Origin of the sequence: Rhodococcus sp. YH3-3 (assembly GCF_001653035.1) — a bacterium.
Lineage (GTDB): Bacteria > Actinomycetota > Actinomycetes > Mycobacteriales > Mycobacteriaceae > Rhodococcus_F > Rhodococcus_F qingshengii.
In genome coordinates, this window is sequence record NZ_BCWH01000003.1 from 908,121 (window position 1) to 926,038 (window position 17,918).

Consider the following 17,918-nt stretch of genomic DNA (forward strand, 5'->3'; position numbering starts at 1 on the left):
TCATCCCTTCACAGCTGCGAGGGAGCGCTGCGCGGCTTCGACAGTCGCGTCGGCAGTGATGCCGAACTCCCGGAACAAGGTCTTGTAATCGGCGGAAGCGCCGTAGTGCTCGAGCGAGACGGCCTGACCGGCGTCGCCGAGGATGCGCCACCACGGCATCGCGATGCCGGCTTCGACGGACACACGCGCGCGCACGGCGGGCGGAATGACCTCGTCGCGGTACGCCTGATCCTGCTCGAGGAACCAATCGAGGCACGGCACGGAAACGACGCGGGTTGCGACGCCCTGAGCTTCGAGGGTTTCGCGAGCCTCGGTGGCCAGATGCAGTTCGGAACCGGTCGCCAGCAAGATGACCTCGGGCGAACCGTTGGCTGCGTCGACGAGGACGTAAGCGCCGCGCTTGACACCCTCGGCAGCCTTCTCCTTGGTGCCTTCGAGAACCGGGATGTCCTGGCGAGTGAGTGCCAGAGCCGTCGGGCCCGTCTTGTTCTCGAGTGCTGCCTGCCATGCGAACGAGGTCTCGTTGGCGTCACCCGGGCGGACGACGGCGAGGTTCGGGATCGCACGAAGAGCAGCGAGGTGCTCGACCGGCTGGTGGGTCGGGCCGTCTTCGCCGAGACCGATGGAGTCGTGGGTCCAGACGTAGGTGACGGCAGTCTTCATCAGTGCGGCCAGGCGAACCGCCGGACGCATGTAGTCGGAGAAGACCATGAAGGTTCCGCCGTACGGGCGGGTGGGTCCGTGAAGCGCGATGCCGTTGAGGATCGAGCCCATCGCGTGCTCGCGGATGCCGAAGTGGAGCGTGCGGCCGTAAGGCTGCGCATTCCAGTCGTTGGTGGAGATGGAGAACGGGCCGAACGAATCTGCGCCCTTGATGGTGGTGTTGTTGCTGCCGGCGAGGTCGGCGGAGCCGCCCCACAGCTCGGGCAGGATCGGTCCGAGCGCGTTGAGTGCCGAACCGGAGGCCTTGCGAGTCGCAACGCCCTTGGCGTCGGCCTCGTAGGTCGGGAGAGCGTCGGCCCAGCCGGCGGGGAACTCACCGGCGAACAGGCGGTCGAAGAGTTCCTTGCGCTCGGTCTCACGTGCAGCCCACGCGTCGAACTCGACCTGCCATGCCTTGCGTGCGTCGGCGCCGCGGGAGACGACCTCACGGGCGTGAGCCAGAGCGTCGGCGTCGACGTCGAAGGACTTGGCCGGATCGAAGCCGAGGGCTTCCTTGACCGCTGCAACTTCGTCGGCACCGAGAGCGGAGCCGTGGACGTCGCCGGTGTTCATCTTCTTCGGAGCCGGAAAACCGATGATGGTGCGGAGCAAGATGATGGACGGACGATCGACGACGGCCTTGGCCGCGGCAACCGCGTCGAGGATGCCGGAGACGTTCTCGCCACCTTCGACGTGCTGAACGTGCCAGCCGTATGCCTCGTATCGCTTTCCGACGTCTTCGCCGAGAGCGATGGTGGTGTCGTGCTCGATGGAGATCTTGTTGTCGTCGTAGAAGACGATGAGGTTGCCCAGTTCCTGGACACCGGCGAGAGACGAGGCCTCGGACGTAACGCCTTCTTCGATGTCACCGTCGGACGCGATCACGTAGATGTGATGGTCGAAGGGGGAGGAGCCGACCGGGGTCTCCGGATCGAACAACCCACGCTCACGACGCGCAGCCATCGCCATACCGACTGCGGACGCAAGGCCCTGGCCCAGCGGACCGGTGGTCATCTCGACGCCGACGGTGTGGCCGACCTCGGGGTGGCCGGGGGTCAGTGCGCCCCACGTGCGGAGAGCTTCGAGGTCAGCGAGCTCGAGACCGTAGCCCGACAGGTAGAGCTGGGTGTACAGCGTCAAGGATGAATGGCCACAGGAGAGAACGAAGCGGTCACGGCCGACCCATTCTGCATCCGAAGGATCGTGGCGCATGACGCGCTGGAAGAGGGTGTATGCCAACGGCGCCAAGCTCATTGCAGTTCCGGGATGGCCGTTGCCGACCTTCTGAACCGCGTCGGCGGCGAGCACGCGGGCGGTATCGACAGCCTTGGTGTCCAGGTCGGTCCAGTCCGAGGGGTGGACGGGTTGCGTGAGGACGTGGATCTCGTCTGTGATCGACACTGGCAGATGTCTCCTGACATGGTGTACGTGGATTGTGAGGGTGGGGTGTCCCTCCACTGCGTAACCCAGCCTAATGGTCCTGGCTGTCCGGGTCGATTCGGTTCCTCAATGGCTGCGGTCTACCATCGTTCGTAGTAGAGAACAGTGTCAGCAGTGTGTCGTGAAGAGTTAGTGCGGTAACGCGTGGTGCAAGGAGAGAACGTGCGGACAGGGCAACAGCCGAGCGGACATGGCTTCGGCAGCCCAGGTGCCGCCCCGCGGGCGACCAATACCGATACGGTGTGGGGTCGCGCAACGGGCAAGGTTCTGGCTTATATCGCGCTCACGAAGCCGCGAGTGATCGAATTGCTGTTGGTGGCAACCATTCCGGCAATGCTGCTGGCCGATCGCGGAACAGTCGACATCGTTCTGATCCTCAGCACCCTCTTCGGTGGCTGGATGGGCGCGGCGAGTGCGAACTCGCTCAACTGCGTCGTCGACGCCGACATCGACAAGGTCATGAAGCGCACGGCGAAGCGTCCGCTGGCCCGCGAGGCGGTGCCGACGCGCAACGCGCTCGTCTTCGGGCTCCTTCTCGGACTCGCGTCGTTCCTGTGGCTGTGGTGGCGAGCCAACCTCTTGGCCGGCATCCTCGTCGTGATCACGATCGCGTTTTACGTCCTCATCTACACGATGGTTCTCAAGCGTCGTACCTGGCAGAACGTCATCTGGGGTGGCGCAGCCGGATGTATGCCCGTCCTCGTGGGCTGGGCCGCTGTCACCGGTTCGTTGAGCTGGCAGCCCGTCGTGCTGTTCCTGATCATCTTCTTCTGGACGCCGCCGCACACCTGGGCGCTGGCGATGCGATACAAAGAGGACTACAAAGCTGCCGGTGTTCCCATGCTTCCGGTGATCGCCACCGAAGAGCACGTCACCAAGCAGATTCTGTTCTACAGCTGGGCAATGGTCGTCACGACGCTTGTCCTCGTCCCCGCGTCGGGCGTCATCTACGCCGCCATCACCATCGTCGCCGGTGCGTGGTTCCTGCTCATGGCTCATCAGCTGTACCGCAGCGTTCGCGGTGGTGCTCAGGTCAAACCGCTACGCTTGTTCCTGCAGTCCAACAACTATCTTGCGATCGTGTTCGTCGGCCTCGCTGTCGACTCGGTTCTCGGACTCCAGACGATCAGCGACATGCTCAGCTGATTCTGCTGTGCGCCTTTATTAACCGCGGGCGGTTAATAAAGGCGCACAGCACTTCGCTAGGGGATCAGAACGATCGACCCGGTCGTTGCTCTACCTTCCAGATCCCGATGGGCTGTTGCCGCGTCGGCGAGGGGATAATCGGCGCCGACACGAATATCGAGCTTCCCGGCCGCAATGGCGTCGAAGACATCGCCGGCACGCCAGGTCAGTTCCTCTCGAGTGCGAATGTGATGCGCGAGCGTCGGACGCGTCAGGAACAGCGAACCCGACGAATTGAGCCGCTGCGGATCGACAGGCGGAACCGGTCCACTGGCCGCACCGAACAAAGCGACCGTGCCGCGGATGCGCACGGAAGCCAAGCTCGAATCAAAAGTTGTCGCGCCGACGCCGTCGTATGCCGCCGCTACTCCTTCGCCGCCGGTCAACTCCCGGACTCGCGCTGCGATGTCCTCGTCGTACCGCAGAACCTCCGAGGCACCGGCGCCGCGCGAGAGTCCTTCCTTTGCATCCGATGACACAGTCGTGATGACCTTCGCCCCGAGGCTGACGGCCATCTGCGTCAGGATCAACCCGACGCCGCCCGCGCCTGCGTGCACGAGCACGGTGTCGCCGCTCTGGATCGGATACGTCGACTTCGCGAGGTAGTGCGCCGTCATCCCCTGCAGGAGCGCCGACGCTGCGGCCGATGCAGGGACACCGTCAGGCACTTTCACGGCGACTGCGGCGGGAACAGCCACCTTCTCGGCATAGCTGCCAGTGGCAGCGGCCCACGCGACCCGGTCGCCCACGGCGAATTCGTTGACCTCGGAACCGACAGCTTCGACGACACCGCTGCCCTCGTCGCCGGGAATGTAGGGGAGCGGACGCTTGTACTGGCCCATTCGGAAGTACGTGTCGATGAAATTGATGCCGATCGCTTCGGTCTTGACGAGTAGATCGCCTGGGCCCGGTGTCGGTTCGGGTTGTTCGGTCAGAGTCAGAACCTCTGGTCCGCCGGTCTCGGTCACGTAGATGGCTCGCATGGTTTCTGTTCTACACCCGAGGCGGCCGACGCTCAGTCCATGCCTGGTGTCGCTTCCGGGCTACCGACCAGTATTGTCGAGTCATGAGCACCGATACCGAGAAGTCGGACGCCACCCCGTCCGCGCCGGAACTGCCGAAGTCCACGGTGAACGCCATCACCAAGTTCGTCGCCGAGCACGGCGGCTCCGCCAGCGCCGTCATCCAGCCGGTCGGCCTGGCCGGCGTTCGCATCACCCTCGTAGGTGCCGACGGCATCCTCGGTGATCAGGTCGTCGAGGACCTCGCCACGGCAAACGCGGTCGTCGCGTCCTTCGACAACGTCACCGTCGCCGAGTGGGAGCGCGAACTGACGAGCATCGTCACCCCGCAGGAAGGCCATTTCAAGAAGATGGCCGGTTGGGTCGCCAACCAGACTCGGTTCCCGAAAGCTCGCAACGAATCCTGAAATGACGTGTGGGGCGTAGGAACACCTTTTGGTGTTCCTACGCCCCACACGTGTCTTGAAGCGTCAGACAGCTGGTATCGGCGAATTGGTCGGCGTGTACTGGCGGGTCTTACCCGCAGCCCAAACTGCTGCGGTCGCAGCCGTGCACAGTCCCGCACCGGCGACGTGCATGATCACCAGAACTTCCGGCACATCGGTGAAGTACTGCACGACACCGATGAGCGACTGCGCGAGGATCAGTCCCAGCAGGACCTTCAGACGGATCTTCACGGCTGCGGATGTCCCGACCGCATACAGGCCGAAGGTCAGACCCACGACCAGCGCGAGATATCCGACCAGAAGCTGTGAGTGCAGATGGACGAGCGTCACGATCTCGATCTCCAGGCGAGGCACCGTCCGGTCCAGTCCCTTGTCGCCGGCGTGCGGGCCTGCGCCCGTTACGAGAGTTCCAGCGACCAAAACGCCGGCGAGCGCGACACCTGACAGCGCGGTAAGCCAGCGCAGCGGCTTCGGCATCACGACCAGAGTTGTTGCTTCGTCGGGTTCCGCGATCTTCGCGTACATCACCGTGGCAACCCAGACCATCAGCATCGACGCAACCAGGTGAATGGCGACCGTCCACCACAGCAAGCCTGTGAGGACGGTGATACCGCCGATCACTGCCTGAACGACAGTGCCGAGCGGCATCATCCAGGCGTAGACAAGCACCTCTTTGCGTCGGCGAGCGCGAGTCACCGCAAGCACGATCGCAGCGGCGACGATGACGACCAGGAAGGTCAGCAGGCGGTTGCCGAACTCGACGGCTTGGTGAATCACCGCGACCTGTCCGTGGCCGACCGGGACGAAGCTACCGGGGAAGCACTGCGGCCACGTCGGGCAACCGAGTCCCGAGTCCGTCACGCGCACCACCGCGCCGGTGACAGCGATGCCGCCCTGCGTCAGGATCACGATGAACGCGATGATCTTCTGCGTTTTCAGCGAGGGGAGAGGTAGTCGATCCACCAAGCGTAAAAATCCGGCATACACACGATTCACCACGCCAACGATCGTAGTTCCCCATCAACTACACAGTGTCGTTGGGGCCAGCTCGCTCCGCGCCTGCCCCGACTCGTCGAGACCAGAACTGCGCAGCCGTGGGGGCAGCTCGCGTCAGTTCGCGCGAACTCGCACGATTCCCGAGATCGTTCCCTGGAAGTACTCGCCCGACTCGGTGATGAGTGCAGACATCTGAAGGGTGTCGTTGAGGATCGTCGACGGCAGCGGAGTCGAACCGATCTGCGACCCGTCCTTCGAGTCGATCACCGCGAAGGAGTAACCGTCCAGCGGAGAGGTGTTCGGAGCACCGTCTCGTGTCACGGTGTAGATCGAGCCGTCAGCCGTCGAGAGGTGGGGTACCGCGGAGCTGCGAATCGTGTTGTCCCACACGACATGGCAACCGACCGGATCGATGTCGACGCGGGTCATTCCGCCGTTGAAGGGTGCCGTGGCGGGGACCGCTGGACCGGCACCTTCAGGAGTCGTGGGGTACGGGTATCCGTAAGTGCCGGCGACGTAGACGGAATGACCGATGCCGACGGGGGAGTTCTCGCTGCCGCTCGGTGAGCCGTCCTGGCTGGCAGCGGACAACACCGGCTGCGTGCACACCTCGGCGCCCGTGTCAGCGCGATAGACATGCAAGCTCACTGTCGGGTGGGCGTTGTCGACGATGGTCAAGAAATCGCTGCCCGTCGACGGGCCGAAGTATGTCGGCGTCGATCCGGTTCCCCAGCTGAGCTGACCCGGATTACGGGCCGGCCCGCGGTCGTACGGCTGACGCCAGTCGATGACGACCTCGTCGCCATTTCGCTTCAGTTGGTAGAGCGCGTGGGTCGTTGCGACGGCAGTGCCCGTCGGGGAGGTGGAGATGCTGTTCTGCACCTGTTCACCTTCGGGGAGCGCAATGCTGTGCGCGATTCGATCCGCGCCGACATACCCGACGGTGCCGTGCCCGGTGGCGAACCAGACATTGCCTTCCCAGTCCGGAGCGAGGCCGGTGACGTTGTCGTCGGCGGCAACCGCACCACTGAGATCGATGACATCCGCGAGTTCCAGCCGCCAACTGCCGTCCGGATTCTGCGCATGGGAAATGCGGACCAGTTGACGGTTTCCGTCGACGGCTACGAGACGGTTCTCGTTGTCGAGGTAGGCGTAGACGCCGCCGAGCAGACTGCCCTTCGCGAGCGGCAGTTGTGCTACGGATCTACCCAACGGCGTGGCGTCGGCCTTCGGATCGATCAAATGGATGGTCGGGATCTGGCCGATCATCGTCGTGCAGAGCGAGACGACCATGCCGTCGGAACCCTGGAGGACCGTCGGGCAGGCGGCCATCATCGGGAAAGCGGTCACCTCGTGGGGGCCGGTTCCTGGACCGGGCAGCGGAGTGACGTCGGACGAGCCCGCGTCACCGTGCATGGTGGAAGTACCGACGGGACCGAGGTACGGATTTGCAGGTGCGAGTGGACCGGACACCGAAGGGGTCGCCGTTGCGGGTCCGGCACACAACATGACTGTTGCGGCCACACAGCCGACGATCTGAGCTGTCCGTCGTGTACTCACGTGAACTTGAACCACCTTGCTGCGCAGACTCCGGCCACTGCGGCCCAGATGAGTAGTACGAGAATCGAAAACCAGTCCATCGAGGTGTCGAGGGCCGCTTCGAGTGCGTGTGCGAGAGCGCCGGACGGAACAATGCGGACCAGCGTGTGGACGGCGGTCGGAAGTTCGCCGCTGGCGAAGACCACACTGCCGATGCCCACCATGATGAACCACAGGATGTTGGCGAGCGCGAGAACGATCTCTGCTCGCAAAGTACCGCCGAGCAGTAGGCCAAGCGCTGCAAATGTGACAGTACCGATGGCAATGACCACTGCACCGAGTACAAGTTCGACGAACGACGGACGCCATCCCAACGCCAAACCGATAGCGCCGAGCAAGAGTGACTGCAGAGCCACGACGATGATGACGGCAGCGCTCTTGCCTGCGATGATTCCCCACCGCGGTAGCGGCGTTGCACCGAGTCGCTTGAGCGCGCCGTATCGGCGGTCGAATCCGACGGCGATGGCCTGTCCGGTGAACGCCGTCGACATCACGGCAACCATCATGACACCAGGGAGCACGGTATCGACCCGAGAATCGCCCAAATCGCCGATCGGGAGTAGACACAGTCCGATGAGCAGGGTGATCGGGATGAACATGGTGAGCAGCAATTGCTCACCGTTGCGGAGCAGAAGAGTCAGCTCCAGTTTGGTCTGCGCCGCCAGCATCTTGGCCGCCGAATTGGGGCGGGGATCCGGCGAGAAGGTGCGTGGCTCGAAGCGGTTCTCGGCGAGCCGTCGGTCTCTGGCAACGCTGATGGGACTGCTCTGGCCGTTCGACGCTGTTTCGTTCATGACCTTGATCTCCGTCATCCCCTCAGTTCCCGGCCCGTCAATTCGAGGAAGACGTCTTCCAGACTCCGTTGATCGACGCGAATGTCGTTGATCAGCACGTCCTGATCGGCACACCACGTTGCGACAGTCGCCACGGTTGCCGGATCGATTGCACCTTCGACGACATAGGTGCCGGGGTTGGATTCCTCGATGCGGAACCCGGCGAGTGAACCGGCCAGCGAATCGAGGCTCAAACCGGGAACCGTCGTCAGACGGAGTTGTCCTTCGGCGCCCTTGCTGGTGACCTCCGCCGGCGTTCCCGACGCGACGATCTTGCCGTGGTCGATGATGACCAGTTCGTCGGCGAGCGCTTCGGCCTCGTCCATGAGGTGTGTGGTGAGCAGGACGCTCACGCCGTCGCGTCGCAGAGCGTCGATGAGTTCCCACACGAGTAGACGTGCCTGAGCGTCGAGGCCGGCGGTGGGTTCGTCCAGAAATACCAATTCGGGACGGCCGACCAGCGCGCACGCCAGTGACAGTCGTTGCTGCTGGCCTCCGGAGAGGCGGCGGTACGGGGTCTTGCGCGCATCGGTGAGGCCGAGTTTGGAAAGGAGCCAGGCAGGATCGAGCGGGTCGGCCGAGTATGCGGCCACGAGGTCGAGCATTTCCCCGGCCTTGGACCCGGGGTACGCGCCGCCGCCCTGCAGCATGACGCCGATTCGCGAGCGGACTTCACCGGAGTCGGCGATGGGGTCGAGACCGAGCACTCGAACCGTGCCGGCATCGGGGGTGACAAAACCTTCGCACATTTCGACGGTGGTCGTCTTACCGGCTCCGTTGGGGCCGAGCAGGGCAACGACCTGGGCCGTCTCGACAGTGAGATCGATACCGTCGACGGCTCGAACACCGTCGAAGGACTTGACGACACCCTGGATCTGTACCGCCGGCGTCGACGATCTGGAGGCTCTCGAGGTCACGGGGAATCAGCGTAAGCCCCCGCCGAGTTGTCTTCGTCTACCGGTCCGCCTTTCGTGATCTCCGCTACTGGCTTGTCGCTACGCCAGGGGAGTGAATTGCGGGTGAAGACGATGAGCGTTCCGGCGGTGAGGATGGTCGCGATGACGGCCTGCACGATCATGAACGGAAGGTATTCGGCGCCGTTGGACATCAACATGACGCTGACGATCGAGGTGAAGACGACGGCAGGGATGCGGAAAATCGGCGCGGTGGCCCACGCCGCCAACGGAAGGATCGCCCACAGCAGGTACCACGGCTGAACGACGGGGAACAGGAGAACGATCGCGCCGAGCGCGATGCCGAGTCCGCCGACCGGATGGATGCGGCCCATGTAGACCGAGATCATCATCCGTGCGGTGACGAGCATGGCGACGAGAGTTGCGATGGGCCGCGTGATCGTGAGGATCGCCGTCGTGTGATCGCCGAGTCCGAGCAGTACGCCTGCCAATCCCGTGCCGACGCCCAGGAGCGTCGGGATGGACATCCAACTCCGGACTGCCGTGGCGGTGTCGAGGGTGTTGATCCAACCCATACCGAGCCCACTGGCCACGCTGATGACAAACGTGACGACAGCGGCAACGATGCCCAGGAGAATCGCGGCTCCCGCCAGGGCTTTCCAGGTTCCACCCCAACGCCGAGCCAAGGCCATGCCGACAAATCCCAGCGCAAGCAAGGACGGAATTTTGACGGTCGACGACAACGCGATCAAACCTGATCCCGCAACGAGATAGAACAGCGCTCGCCCACGGATGGGCCCGGACCCTTCGACTGCGCGGAGGGCGATCTCGATTCCGGCGAGCATCAACCCGAGCATGAGCGCTTCGTTGTGGATGCCGGCCACCAAGTGGAAGAGCAACAGCGGGTTCGCGGCACCGAGCCAGAGCGAACTGACGGCAGAGACACCGCATCGCTTGGCCAGTCGCGGTATCGCCCACACGATGAGCGCGACGCCGGCCAATGCGAGCAAGCGGTGCAAGAAGATTCCGGCCACGATGTTGTCGCCGGTCAGTGAGCTGATCCCGCGTCCCAGCCACAGGAAGAACGGACCGTACGGAGCCGGGGTGTCGCGCCAGATCGTCGGAACCGTGCGGGTGAGAACGTGGTCGACGCCCAGTGCCGCCTTGGGGCCGATGGCGTACGGATCGAGTCCACGGGCCGCGATTTCGCTTTGAGCCAGATACGAGTAGACGTCGCGGCTGAACATCGGCGGTGCGACCGAGAGCGGCAGGATCCACAGCAGGAGTGTGCGGTCCAACTGGGAACGGGTCATGCGCCGCGGTGCGCCGGAACGGCTGCGTATGTCCCCGACTGCAAATCGGCCCATCATCAGCCAGGCCAGAACGACGAGCACGGTTCCGGTCATCGTCATGGTGAGTGAGACCGTCGGCATACGTCCGGGAAGGCTGAGGACTCGAAGTCCTGCGGTCGGATTCTGCAGGACGGGTTGTGCGCCGGCGCCGAGCGCTCCGACTGCCATCAAGACCGCGCCGGTTGCGCCGAATCGGCGAATCCCTCGCAGTTGTGCGGTTTCCTTCGCGTTCAGGCCAGGGCGCTCGTCCTCGTCGCCGTGCAGCACCGCGGCCATACTCTGCCGGGGAGCGGATCCGAAAGGTCGAACGCCGATTGTGGAAAGCGCGAGTGCCTTGGGTTTTTCCAGCAGGATCGCGCGCGCCGATCGCGCGGCCGTCGTCTTCTCGGGGGTCTGCGGCACACCAGGCAGCGTAGCGGCTCCATCCAGCCGGACAGACAAGCACAAACAACGTACGTTGTCCGGATATTCCCGAATGTAATGCAGGTTGCCCTTAGTAGACCTGCGAAAAGAATTCCGTCACACTTGTGTTGTGAAAAGAAATGCGTCAGACCCACGAAGCAAGGAAGTTGCAGGTCAGCCCACTGTAGCGGCCTCGCCGAGTGCTGCCGCAAATCCGGTGACAGTGAGCGTCGAAGGTCAGACGCGGGCGGCAGTGGTCAAGCTGCTACTCGAAGAAGGCCCCATTACCGCCTCCGAAATCGGCACGCGCCTCGGTTTGAGTGCCGCAGGTGTCCGACGTCACTTGGATGCGTTGATCGAGTCCGGCGAAGCCCGAACTGCTTCGGCGTCGTCGCTGCGTCAGCGTGGACGAGGTCGTCCCGCCAAGCAGTTCCAGATCACCGCGACCGGTCGCGGCCGCCTCGGCCACACCTACGACGATCTGGCGGGAGCCGCGATGCGGCAACTCCGTGAAATCGGCGGAGACGCGGCAATCGAGGAGTTCGCCAAGCGTCGGGTCCAGGCGATCGTCGGAGACGTCGAACCGGCTGATCCGACAGATGTCGACAACGTCGAGGCGACAGCGGACGCAATCGCCGAAGCCTTCAATGCGGTGGGGTTCGCAGCGTCGACCCGGCCGGTCGGCAACGGCGTGCAGATCTGCCAACACCATTGCCCGGTTTCCCATGTGGCAGAAGAGTTTCCGGAACTGTGCGAGGCAGAGCAGCAAGCATTCCGGCAATTGCTCGGGACTCATGTTCAGCGTCTGGCGACCATCGCAAACGGTGACTGCGCCTGCACGACGCACGTGCCCCTCGTGTCCACCGGGAGTAGATGACCGGACCAGATTGTTCTACAGAGCGTTGCCACCGTGCAGCGTTCGAATAGAGATTTTTCAGCTAGTTCTTCAAAGTCAGAACTGCTCGACCACAGCGACCAGCCCTCGCTGAACCCGAGCAGCCGTCAAGAAACAAGACTCCGGAAGGAGCTCGCATGACCGTCACATCAGACCAGGCGACTACCACTGCGGCAGCAGGCACCGAGCCGCTCACGCAGGAAGAGACCATCGCGTCCCTCGGTCATTACGGCTACGGCTGGTCCGATTCCGACGAAGCCGGAGCCAGCGCGCAGCGCGGGTTGTCCGAGGCTGTCGTGCGGGACATCTCCGCCAAGAAGAGCGAGCCCGAGTGGATGCTCGACATCCGCCTCAAGGCGCTGCGCACCTTCGACAAGAAGCCGATGCCGAACTGGGGCAGCGACCTCGAAGGTATTCACTTCGACAACATCAAGTACTTCGTCCGGTCCAGCGAGAAGCAGGCCGAGTCGTGGGAAGACCTGCCCGAGGACATCAAGAACACGTACGACAAGCTCGGCATCCCCGAGGCGGAGAAGCAGCGCCTCGTTGCCGGCGTCGCAGCTCAGTACGAGTCCGAGGTCGTCTACCACTCGATCCGTGAGGACCTCGAGGAGCAGGGCGTCATCTTCCTCGACACGGACACCGGTCTCAAGCAGCACCCGGAGCTGTTCAAGGAGTACTTCGGATCGGTCATCCCGGCCGGCGACAACAAGTTCTCCGCGCTGAACACCGCCGTGTGGTCCGGTGGCTCGTTCATCTACGTTCCGCCGGGAGTCCACGTGGACATCCCGTTGCAGGCGTACTTCCGCATCAACACCGAGAACATGGGTCAGTTCGAGCGCACCCTGATCATCGTCGACGAAGATGCCTCCGTGCACTATGTCGAGGGTTGCACCGCGCCGATCTACAAGTCCGATTCACTGCACTCGGCCGTCGTCGAGATCATCGTGAAGAAGGGCGGCCACTGCCGCTACACGACCATCCAGAACTGGTCCAACAACGTCTACAACCTGGTGACCAAGCGCACCAAGGTCGAGGCCGGCGGATCCATGGAGTGGGTCGACGGCAACATCGGCTCCAAGGTCACCATGAAGTACCCGGCCGTGTGGCTGATGGGCGAGTACGCCCGCGGTGAGGTTCTCTCCGTTGCGTTCTCCGGCGAGGGCCAGCACCAGGACACCGGCGCCAAGATGCTCCACCTCGCGCCGCACACGTCCTCGACCATCATCAGCAAGTCTGTCGCCCGCGGCGGTGGACGTGCGTCGTACCGCGGTCTGGTGCAGGTCAACAAGGGTGCCCACGGCTCCAAGTCGACCGTCAAGTGTGACGCTCTGCTCGTCGACCAGATCAGCCGAAGCGACACCTACCCATACGTCGACATCCGCGAGGACGACGTCACCATGGGTCACGAGGCCACCGTTTCGAAGGTCAGTGACGATCAGCTCTTCTACCTGATGAGCCGCGGACTGACCGAGGACGAGGCGATGGCCACCATCGTGCGTGGATTCGTCGAGCCCATCGCGAAGGAACTCCCGATGGAGTACGCGCTCGAGCTCAACCGCCTTATCGAACTTCAGATGGAAGGGGCTGTGGGTTAGTGACCACGCCAGAGACCGGAGTCATCGGAGCTGTTGCCGGGGAGAACCCGACCGCTCCTGTAAAGGGTGCAGCCACCGGCTCACCCATCACGAACAAGGGTGAGCAGTTCTCCTCGTTCGACGTCAATGCTTTCGAGGTTCCCGGCGGACGTGACGAGATCTGGCGGTTCACCCCGCTGCGTCGCCTCCGGGGATTGCACGACGGCAGCGCCGTCGCCAACGGACAGGTCACCGTCGAGGTCGACGGCGGAAGCGACATCACCGTCGAGACCGTCGGGCGTGACGACGCACGTCTGGGCAAAGCCGGCGTCCCCGCTGATCGCATTGCAGCGCAGGCGTATTCGAGCTTCGAGACGGCAACGGTCATCTCGGTTGGTGCCGAGGTCGAGGTCGAGAAGCCCGTTGTGGTCACCATGACCGGCCCCGGAGTCGACAACGTCGCCTACGGACACACCCAGATTCGTCTGGCGCAGTTCGCCAAGGCGACGTTCGTGATCGACCAGCGCGGCAGCGGAACCTTCGCGGAGAACATCGAATTCGTTCTCGGTGACAGTTCGCAGCTGACCGTGGTGGCCATCCAGGACTGGGCGGACGACGCAGTTCACGTGACGTCACACCACGCTCGCCTGAACCGCGACGCAGTGCTTCGATACACCTCGATCAGCCTGGGCGGCGATCTGGTTCGCCTGTCCGCCACCGTCAAGTACGACGGACCGGGCGGCGACGCCGAACTGCTCGGCCTGTACTTCGCCGACGCCGGCCAGCATCTGGAACAGCGTCTGCTGGTGGACCATTCGCAGCCCAACTGCAAGTCCAACGTGGTCTACAAGGGTGCGCTTCAGGGAGATCCCGGATCCGGCAAGCCCGACGCGCACACCGTGTGGATCGGCGACGTTCTCATCCGCGCCGCAGCGGAGGGCACCGACACGTTCGAGCTCAACCGCAACCTGGTGCTGACCGACGGCGCCCGCGCCGACTCGGTTCCGAACCTCGAAATCGAAACCGGTGAGATCGTCGGGGCCGGCCACGCAAGTGCAACGGGACGTTTCGACGACGAGCAGCTGTTCTACCTGCGTGCTCGTGGTATCCCGGAGGATCAGGCTCGTCGTCTGGTCGTACGTGGGTTCTTCCACGAAATCATCAACAAGATCGCTGTTCCCGAGGTGCGCGATCGCCTCGAAGCCGCAGTCGAAGCCGAACTCGCAGCCGTCGGCTCCTGACCGCCCCGCCTGCGACACCACCCCGTCGCTACGCTCGCCCGCCTCATCTTGAAGGAATTTCATGTCTACCAGTGACAACACCACCACCTCGGTCCTCGAGGTTCGTGACCTGCACGTCGAGGTCGCCAACTCCGATGCCAACGCCGAGCCCATCCAGATCCTCAAGGGCGTCGACCTGACGGTCCGCTCCGGGGAGACCCACGCGATCATGGGCCCCAACGGCTCCGGCAAGTCGACTCTGTCGTACGCCATCGCCGGTCACCCCAAGTACCAGGTCACGTCCGGCTCCATCACCCTCAACGGTGAAGACGTCCTCGCAATGAGCGTCGACGAGCGTGCACGTGCCGGTCTCTTCCTGGCCATGCAGTACCCCGTCGAGGTTCCCGGCGTTTCCATGTCCAACTTCCTGCGCACCGCCGCTACGGCCGTGCGAGGCGAGGCTCCCAAGCTGCGCCACTGGGTCAAGGAAGTCAAGGAAGCCCTCAGCGAGCTCGAGATCGATCCCTCGTTCATCGAGCGCTCGGTCAACGAAGGCTTCTCCGGTGGCGAGAAGAAGCGCCACGAGATCCTGCAGTTGGGCATGCTCAAGCCGAAGATCGCGATCCTCGACGAGACCGACTCCGGCCTCGACGTCGACGCTCTGCGCACCGTCTCCGAAGGCGTCAACCGCTACAAGGAGCGCGAGAACGGCGGCGTTCTGCTGATCACGCACTACACGCGCATTCTGCGCTACATCAACCCCGACTTCGTTCACGTGTTCGTCGGTGGCCGCATCGTCGAGTCCGGTGGACCGGAGCTGGCCGACGAGCTCGAGACCAACGGCTACGTTCGTTTCACCGCGGACACCGCAGCTACCCAGGGAGCGTAATCACGATGACCACCTCGGTGCGCGAGCTCGACGTCACAGCGGTTCGGGCCGACTTCCCGATCCTGGCGCGAACCGTGCGCGACGGAAAACCTTTGGTGTACTTGGATTCCGGCGCTACCTCACAGCGTCCGGTCCAGGTTCTCGATGCCGAACGGGACTTCCTGACCACGTGTAACGCGGCAGTACACCGGGGTGCTCATCAGCTCGCAGAAGAGGCGACTGACGCGTACGAGAATGCTCGCGCCACCATCGCTTCCTTCGTGGGTGCGGATTCGGACGAGTTGGTGTTCACCAAGAACGCCACCGAGGCTCTCAATCTGGTGACCTACGTTCTCGGTGACGATCGCTTCGACCGCCATGTCGGTCCTGGCGACGAAATCGTCATCACCGAACTCGAACACCACGCCAACCTCGTTCCCTGGCAGGAACTTGCGCGCCGAACCGGTGCGACGCTCAAGTGGTACGGCGTCACCGACGACGGCCGGATCGATCTTGATTCGCTGGAGCTGACGGACGCGGTGAAGGTCGTTTCGTTCACCCACCAGTCCAACGTGACCGGCGCGATCGCACCGGTCGAGGAATTGGTGCGACGAGCACGCGCCGTCGGTGCACTCGTCGTGCTCGACGCGTGCCAGTCGGTGCCTCACATGGCGGTCGACTTCCACGAACTGGGAGTGGACTACGCGGCGTTCTCCGGTCACAAGATGCTCGGCCCTTCGGGGGTCGGAGTTCTCTACGGCCGTCGTGAACTGCTGGCAGCGATGCCTCCGTTCATCACCGGTGGCTCGATGATCGAGACGGTCACCATGGAGGTCAGCACCTACGCGCCACCGCCTCAGCGTTTCGAAGCCGGCGTACCGATGACCTCACAGGTGGTCGGGTTGGGCGCTGCCGTGGATTACCTGAACACCTTCGGGATGGACGCAGTCGCCGCGCACGAGCACGTGTTGGTGGAGGCTGCTCTCGAAAAGTTGTCGGCGATCGAAGGTCTGCGCATCATCGGACCGCAGACGTCCGAGAACCGCGGCGGAGCGATTTCCTTTGTCGTGGACGGTATTCACGCCCACGACCTCGGACAGATCCTCGACGACGAGGGCGTCGCGATTCGCGTCGGACACCATTGTGCGTGGCCGCTGCATCGTAAGTTCGGTGTCGCTGCGACGGCCCGTGCGTCGTTTGCGCTCTACAACACCACCGCGGAAATTGATGTTCTCGTTGCCGCGATCAAGCGTGCGCAGGAATTTTTCGGTGTCGCAGGGGAGTTGAACTGAATCATGCGCATGGAGCAGATGTATCAGGAAGTGATCCTCGATCACTACAAACATCCGCACGGCCGCGGACTCCGTGAGCCGTTCGGCGCCGAGGTGCACCACGTCAACCCGACGTGTGGCGACGAGGTGACGTTGCGCGTCCAGATATCCGAGGACGGAACGGTCTCCGACGTCTCGTACGACGGTCAGGGTTGTTCGATCAGCCAGGCGTCGACGTCGGTGCTCAACGACCTCGTCATCGGGATGCAGGTCACCGACGCACTGAAGACGGTGACGGCGTTCAACGAGATGGTGAGCAGTCGGGGCACCGTCGAGGGGGACGAGGACGTTCTCGGCGACGGTATCGCGTTCGTCGGAGTCTCGAAGTATCCGGCACGCGTGAAGTGCGCCTTGCTCGGATGGATGGCATTCAAGGATGCTGTAGTCCAGATTGTCGACGGCAGTGCTGTGACGACGGCGGACAGCAGCAGTGAATTGGTCGACACGACTGAAGGACAGGGATCATGACCGAGACACAACCAGTGCAGGACGCCGAGGTCGGCGCTCCGGTGAATCCGAATCCCGATTCCACTGCGGAATTCGGTGGCGCACAGGGCAGTGGCACTGTCCCGTCGCCTGAGCGACTCGACGAACTCGAAGAAGCGATGCGCGACGTCGTCGATCCCGAACTGGGAATCAACGTCGTCGATCTCGGCTTGGTCTACGGACTCTTCGAAGACGACGGTGTCGTCACTATCGACATGACTTTGACGTCGGCGGCGTGCCCGTTGACCGACGTGATCGAGGACCAGGCGCGCGGCGCACTTGTGCGTAGCGATCTGTGTACCGACATGAAGATCAACTGGGTGTGGTTGCCGCCGTGGGGACCGGACAAGATCACCGAAGACGGACGCGAGCAACTGCGCGCACTCGGCTTCACGGTCTGACAAGCAACCTCGGCACGATCAACTGAATACATTTCACCGGAGCGTCGGTGCCCGTTCGTCGGGTACCGGCGCTTCGGTTTGTTATATAGGGCCGTTTTAGCCATGATATTCAGGACAATAGTCCCAAATGGTTGTTTGATGAATATTTGCTGGAAGCTGACTGATCGGTAACATCGCAGCTGATTGTCACGATGTGATCTCCGGCGGGCGATTTGCCAGTTTCCACCCGAGCTTTCCAAAGTATTCGTC

The 17,918-nt window shown here is 63.3% G+C and carries 16 protein-coding genes; 9 read left to right on the top strand and 7 right to left on the bottom strand.

Annotation, left to right across the window (positions count from 1 at the left end):
• Positions 1 to 2,103 (bottom strand): transketolase, encoded by a 2,103-nt coding sequence (gene tkt / locus YH3_RS29580; protein ID WP_003944976.1) that lies wholly within the window; start codon positions 2,101 to 2,103, stop codon positions 1 to 3.
• A 201-nt stretch (positions 2,104 to 2,304) separates the two neighbouring features.
• Between tkt and YH3_RS29585 the strand changes: the two genes are divergently transcribed.
• The gene (locus tag YH3_RS29585; protein WP_003944994.1) at positions 2,305 to 3,288 is read left to right on the top strand and encodes a heme o synthase; all 984 of its coding nucleotides are present in this window, start codon (positions 2,305 to 2,307) and stop codon (positions 3,286 to 3,288) included.
• Between the two features lie 56 nt (positions 3,289 to 3,344).
• Here YH3_RS29585 and YH3_RS29590 read toward each other — a convergent pair whose 3' ends face one another.
• A complete protein-coding gene (locus tag YH3_RS29590; RefSeq protein ID WP_064444589.1) occupies positions 3,345 to 4,310 on the bottom strand; it encodes a quinone oxidoreductase in 966 nt (321 codons plus the stop codon).
• Positions 4,311 to 4,393: 83 nt separating this feature from the next.
• On the opposite strand from YH3_RS29590, the gene YH3_RS29595 reads away from it, so the two are divergent.
• Positions 4,394 to 4,756: a hypothetical protein gene (locus YH3_RS29595; RefSeq protein ID WP_003945032.1), complete on the top strand. Its 363-nt coding sequence runs from the start codon at positions 4,394 to 4,396 to the stop codon at positions 4,754 to 4,756.
• A 63-nt stretch (positions 4,757 to 4,819) separates the two neighbouring features.
• Here YH3_RS29595 and YH3_RS29600 read toward each other — a convergent pair whose 3' ends face one another.
• The 5 genes from YH3_RS29600 to mptB form a co-directional block, all read right to left on the bottom strand.
• Positions 4,820 to 5,794 carry a heme A synthase gene (locus YH3_RS29600; RefSeq protein WP_021332987.1) on the bottom strand — a complete coding sequence of 325 codons (975 nt, stop codon included), beginning with the start codon at positions 5,792 to 5,794 and terminating at the stop codon, positions 4,820 to 4,822.
• Between the two features lie 111 nt (positions 5,795 to 5,905).
• On the bottom strand, positions 5,906 to 7,300 hold the full coding sequence (locus YH3_RS29605) for a hypothetical protein (protein ID WP_230793247.1): 1,395 nt from the start codon (positions 7,298 to 7,300) through the stop codon (positions 5,906 to 5,908).
• Between the two features lie 47 nt (positions 7,301 to 7,347).
• Positions 7,348 to 8,184, bottom strand: a complete 837-nt coding sequence (locus tag YH3_RS29610) for an ABC transporter permease (RefSeq protein WP_370852751.1) — start codon at positions 8,182 to 8,184, stop codon at positions 7,348 to 7,350.
• 14 nt (positions 8,185 to 8,198) lie between these two features.
• Positions 8,199 to 9,140 carry an ABC transporter ATP-binding protein gene (locus YH3_RS29615; protein WP_007727917.1) on the bottom strand — a complete coding sequence of 314 codons (942 nt, stop codon included), beginning with the start codon at positions 9,138 to 9,140 and terminating at the stop codon, positions 8,199 to 8,201.
• A complete protein-coding gene (mptB, locus tag YH3_RS29620) occupies positions 9,137 to 10,891 on the bottom strand; it encodes a polyprenol phosphomannose-dependent alpha 1,6 mannosyltransferase MptB (protein ID WP_082920698.1) in 1,755 nt (584 codons plus the stop codon). Before mptB ends, YH3_RS29615 begins: the two co-directional genes overlap by 4 nt.
• 130 nt (positions 10,892 to 11,021) lie before the next feature.
• Between mptB and YH3_RS29625 the strand changes: the two genes are divergently transcribed.
• The 7 genes from YH3_RS29625 to YH3_RS29655 all read left to right on the top strand — a co-directional run bounded on the left by YH3_RS29625 (position 11,022) and on the right by YH3_RS29655 (position 17,669).
• Entirely contained in the window at positions 11,022 to 11,768 is a 747-nt protein-coding gene (locus YH3_RS29625; RefSeq protein WP_269455348.1) for a metalloregulator ArsR/SmtB family transcription factor, read from the top strand.
• Between the two features lie 155 nt (positions 11,769 to 11,923).
• Positions 11,924 to 13,384, top strand: coding sequence for a Fe-S cluster assembly protein SufB (sufB, locus tag YH3_RS29630; protein ID WP_003944799.1), 1,461 nt, complete (start codon positions 11,924 to 11,926; stop codon positions 13,382 to 13,384).
• Positions 13,384 to 14,604 carry a Fe-S cluster assembly protein SufD gene (sufD, locus tag YH3_RS29635; protein WP_003945011.1) on the top strand — a complete coding sequence of 407 codons (1,221 nt, stop codon included), beginning with the start codon at positions 13,384 to 13,386 and terminating at the stop codon, positions 14,602 to 14,604. Before sufB ends, sufD begins: the two co-directional genes overlap by 1 nt.
• Positions 14,605 to 14,665: 61 nt before the next feature.
• Positions 14,666 to 15,472 (top strand): Fe-S cluster assembly ATPase SufC, encoded by an 807-nt coding sequence (gene sufC / locus YH3_RS29640; protein ID WP_003944795.1) that lies wholly within the window; start codon positions 14,666 to 14,668, stop codon positions 15,470 to 15,472.
• 5 nt (positions 15,473 to 15,477) lie between these two features.
• Positions 15,478 to 16,743, top strand: coding sequence for a cysteine desulfurase (locus YH3_RS29645; RefSeq protein WP_003944865.1), 1,266 nt, complete (start codon positions 15,478 to 15,480; stop codon positions 16,741 to 16,743).
• A gap of 3 nt (positions 16,744 to 16,746) precedes the next feature.
• Positions 16,747 to 17,250: a Fe-S cluster assembly sulfur transfer protein SufU gene (sufU, locus tag YH3_RS29650; RefSeq protein WP_003944894.1), complete on the top strand. Its 504-nt coding sequence runs from the start codon at positions 16,747 to 16,749 to the stop codon at positions 17,248 to 17,250.
• Complete coding sequence (locus YH3_RS29655) at positions 17,247 to 17,669, top strand: metal-sulfur cluster assembly factor (protein WP_003944963.1); 423 nt, start codon at positions 17,247 to 17,249, stop codon at positions 17,667 to 17,669. The genes sufU and YH3_RS29655 overlap by 4 nt, the downstream gene beginning before the upstream one ends.
• Positions 17,670 to 17,918 lie beyond the last annotated feature (249 nt).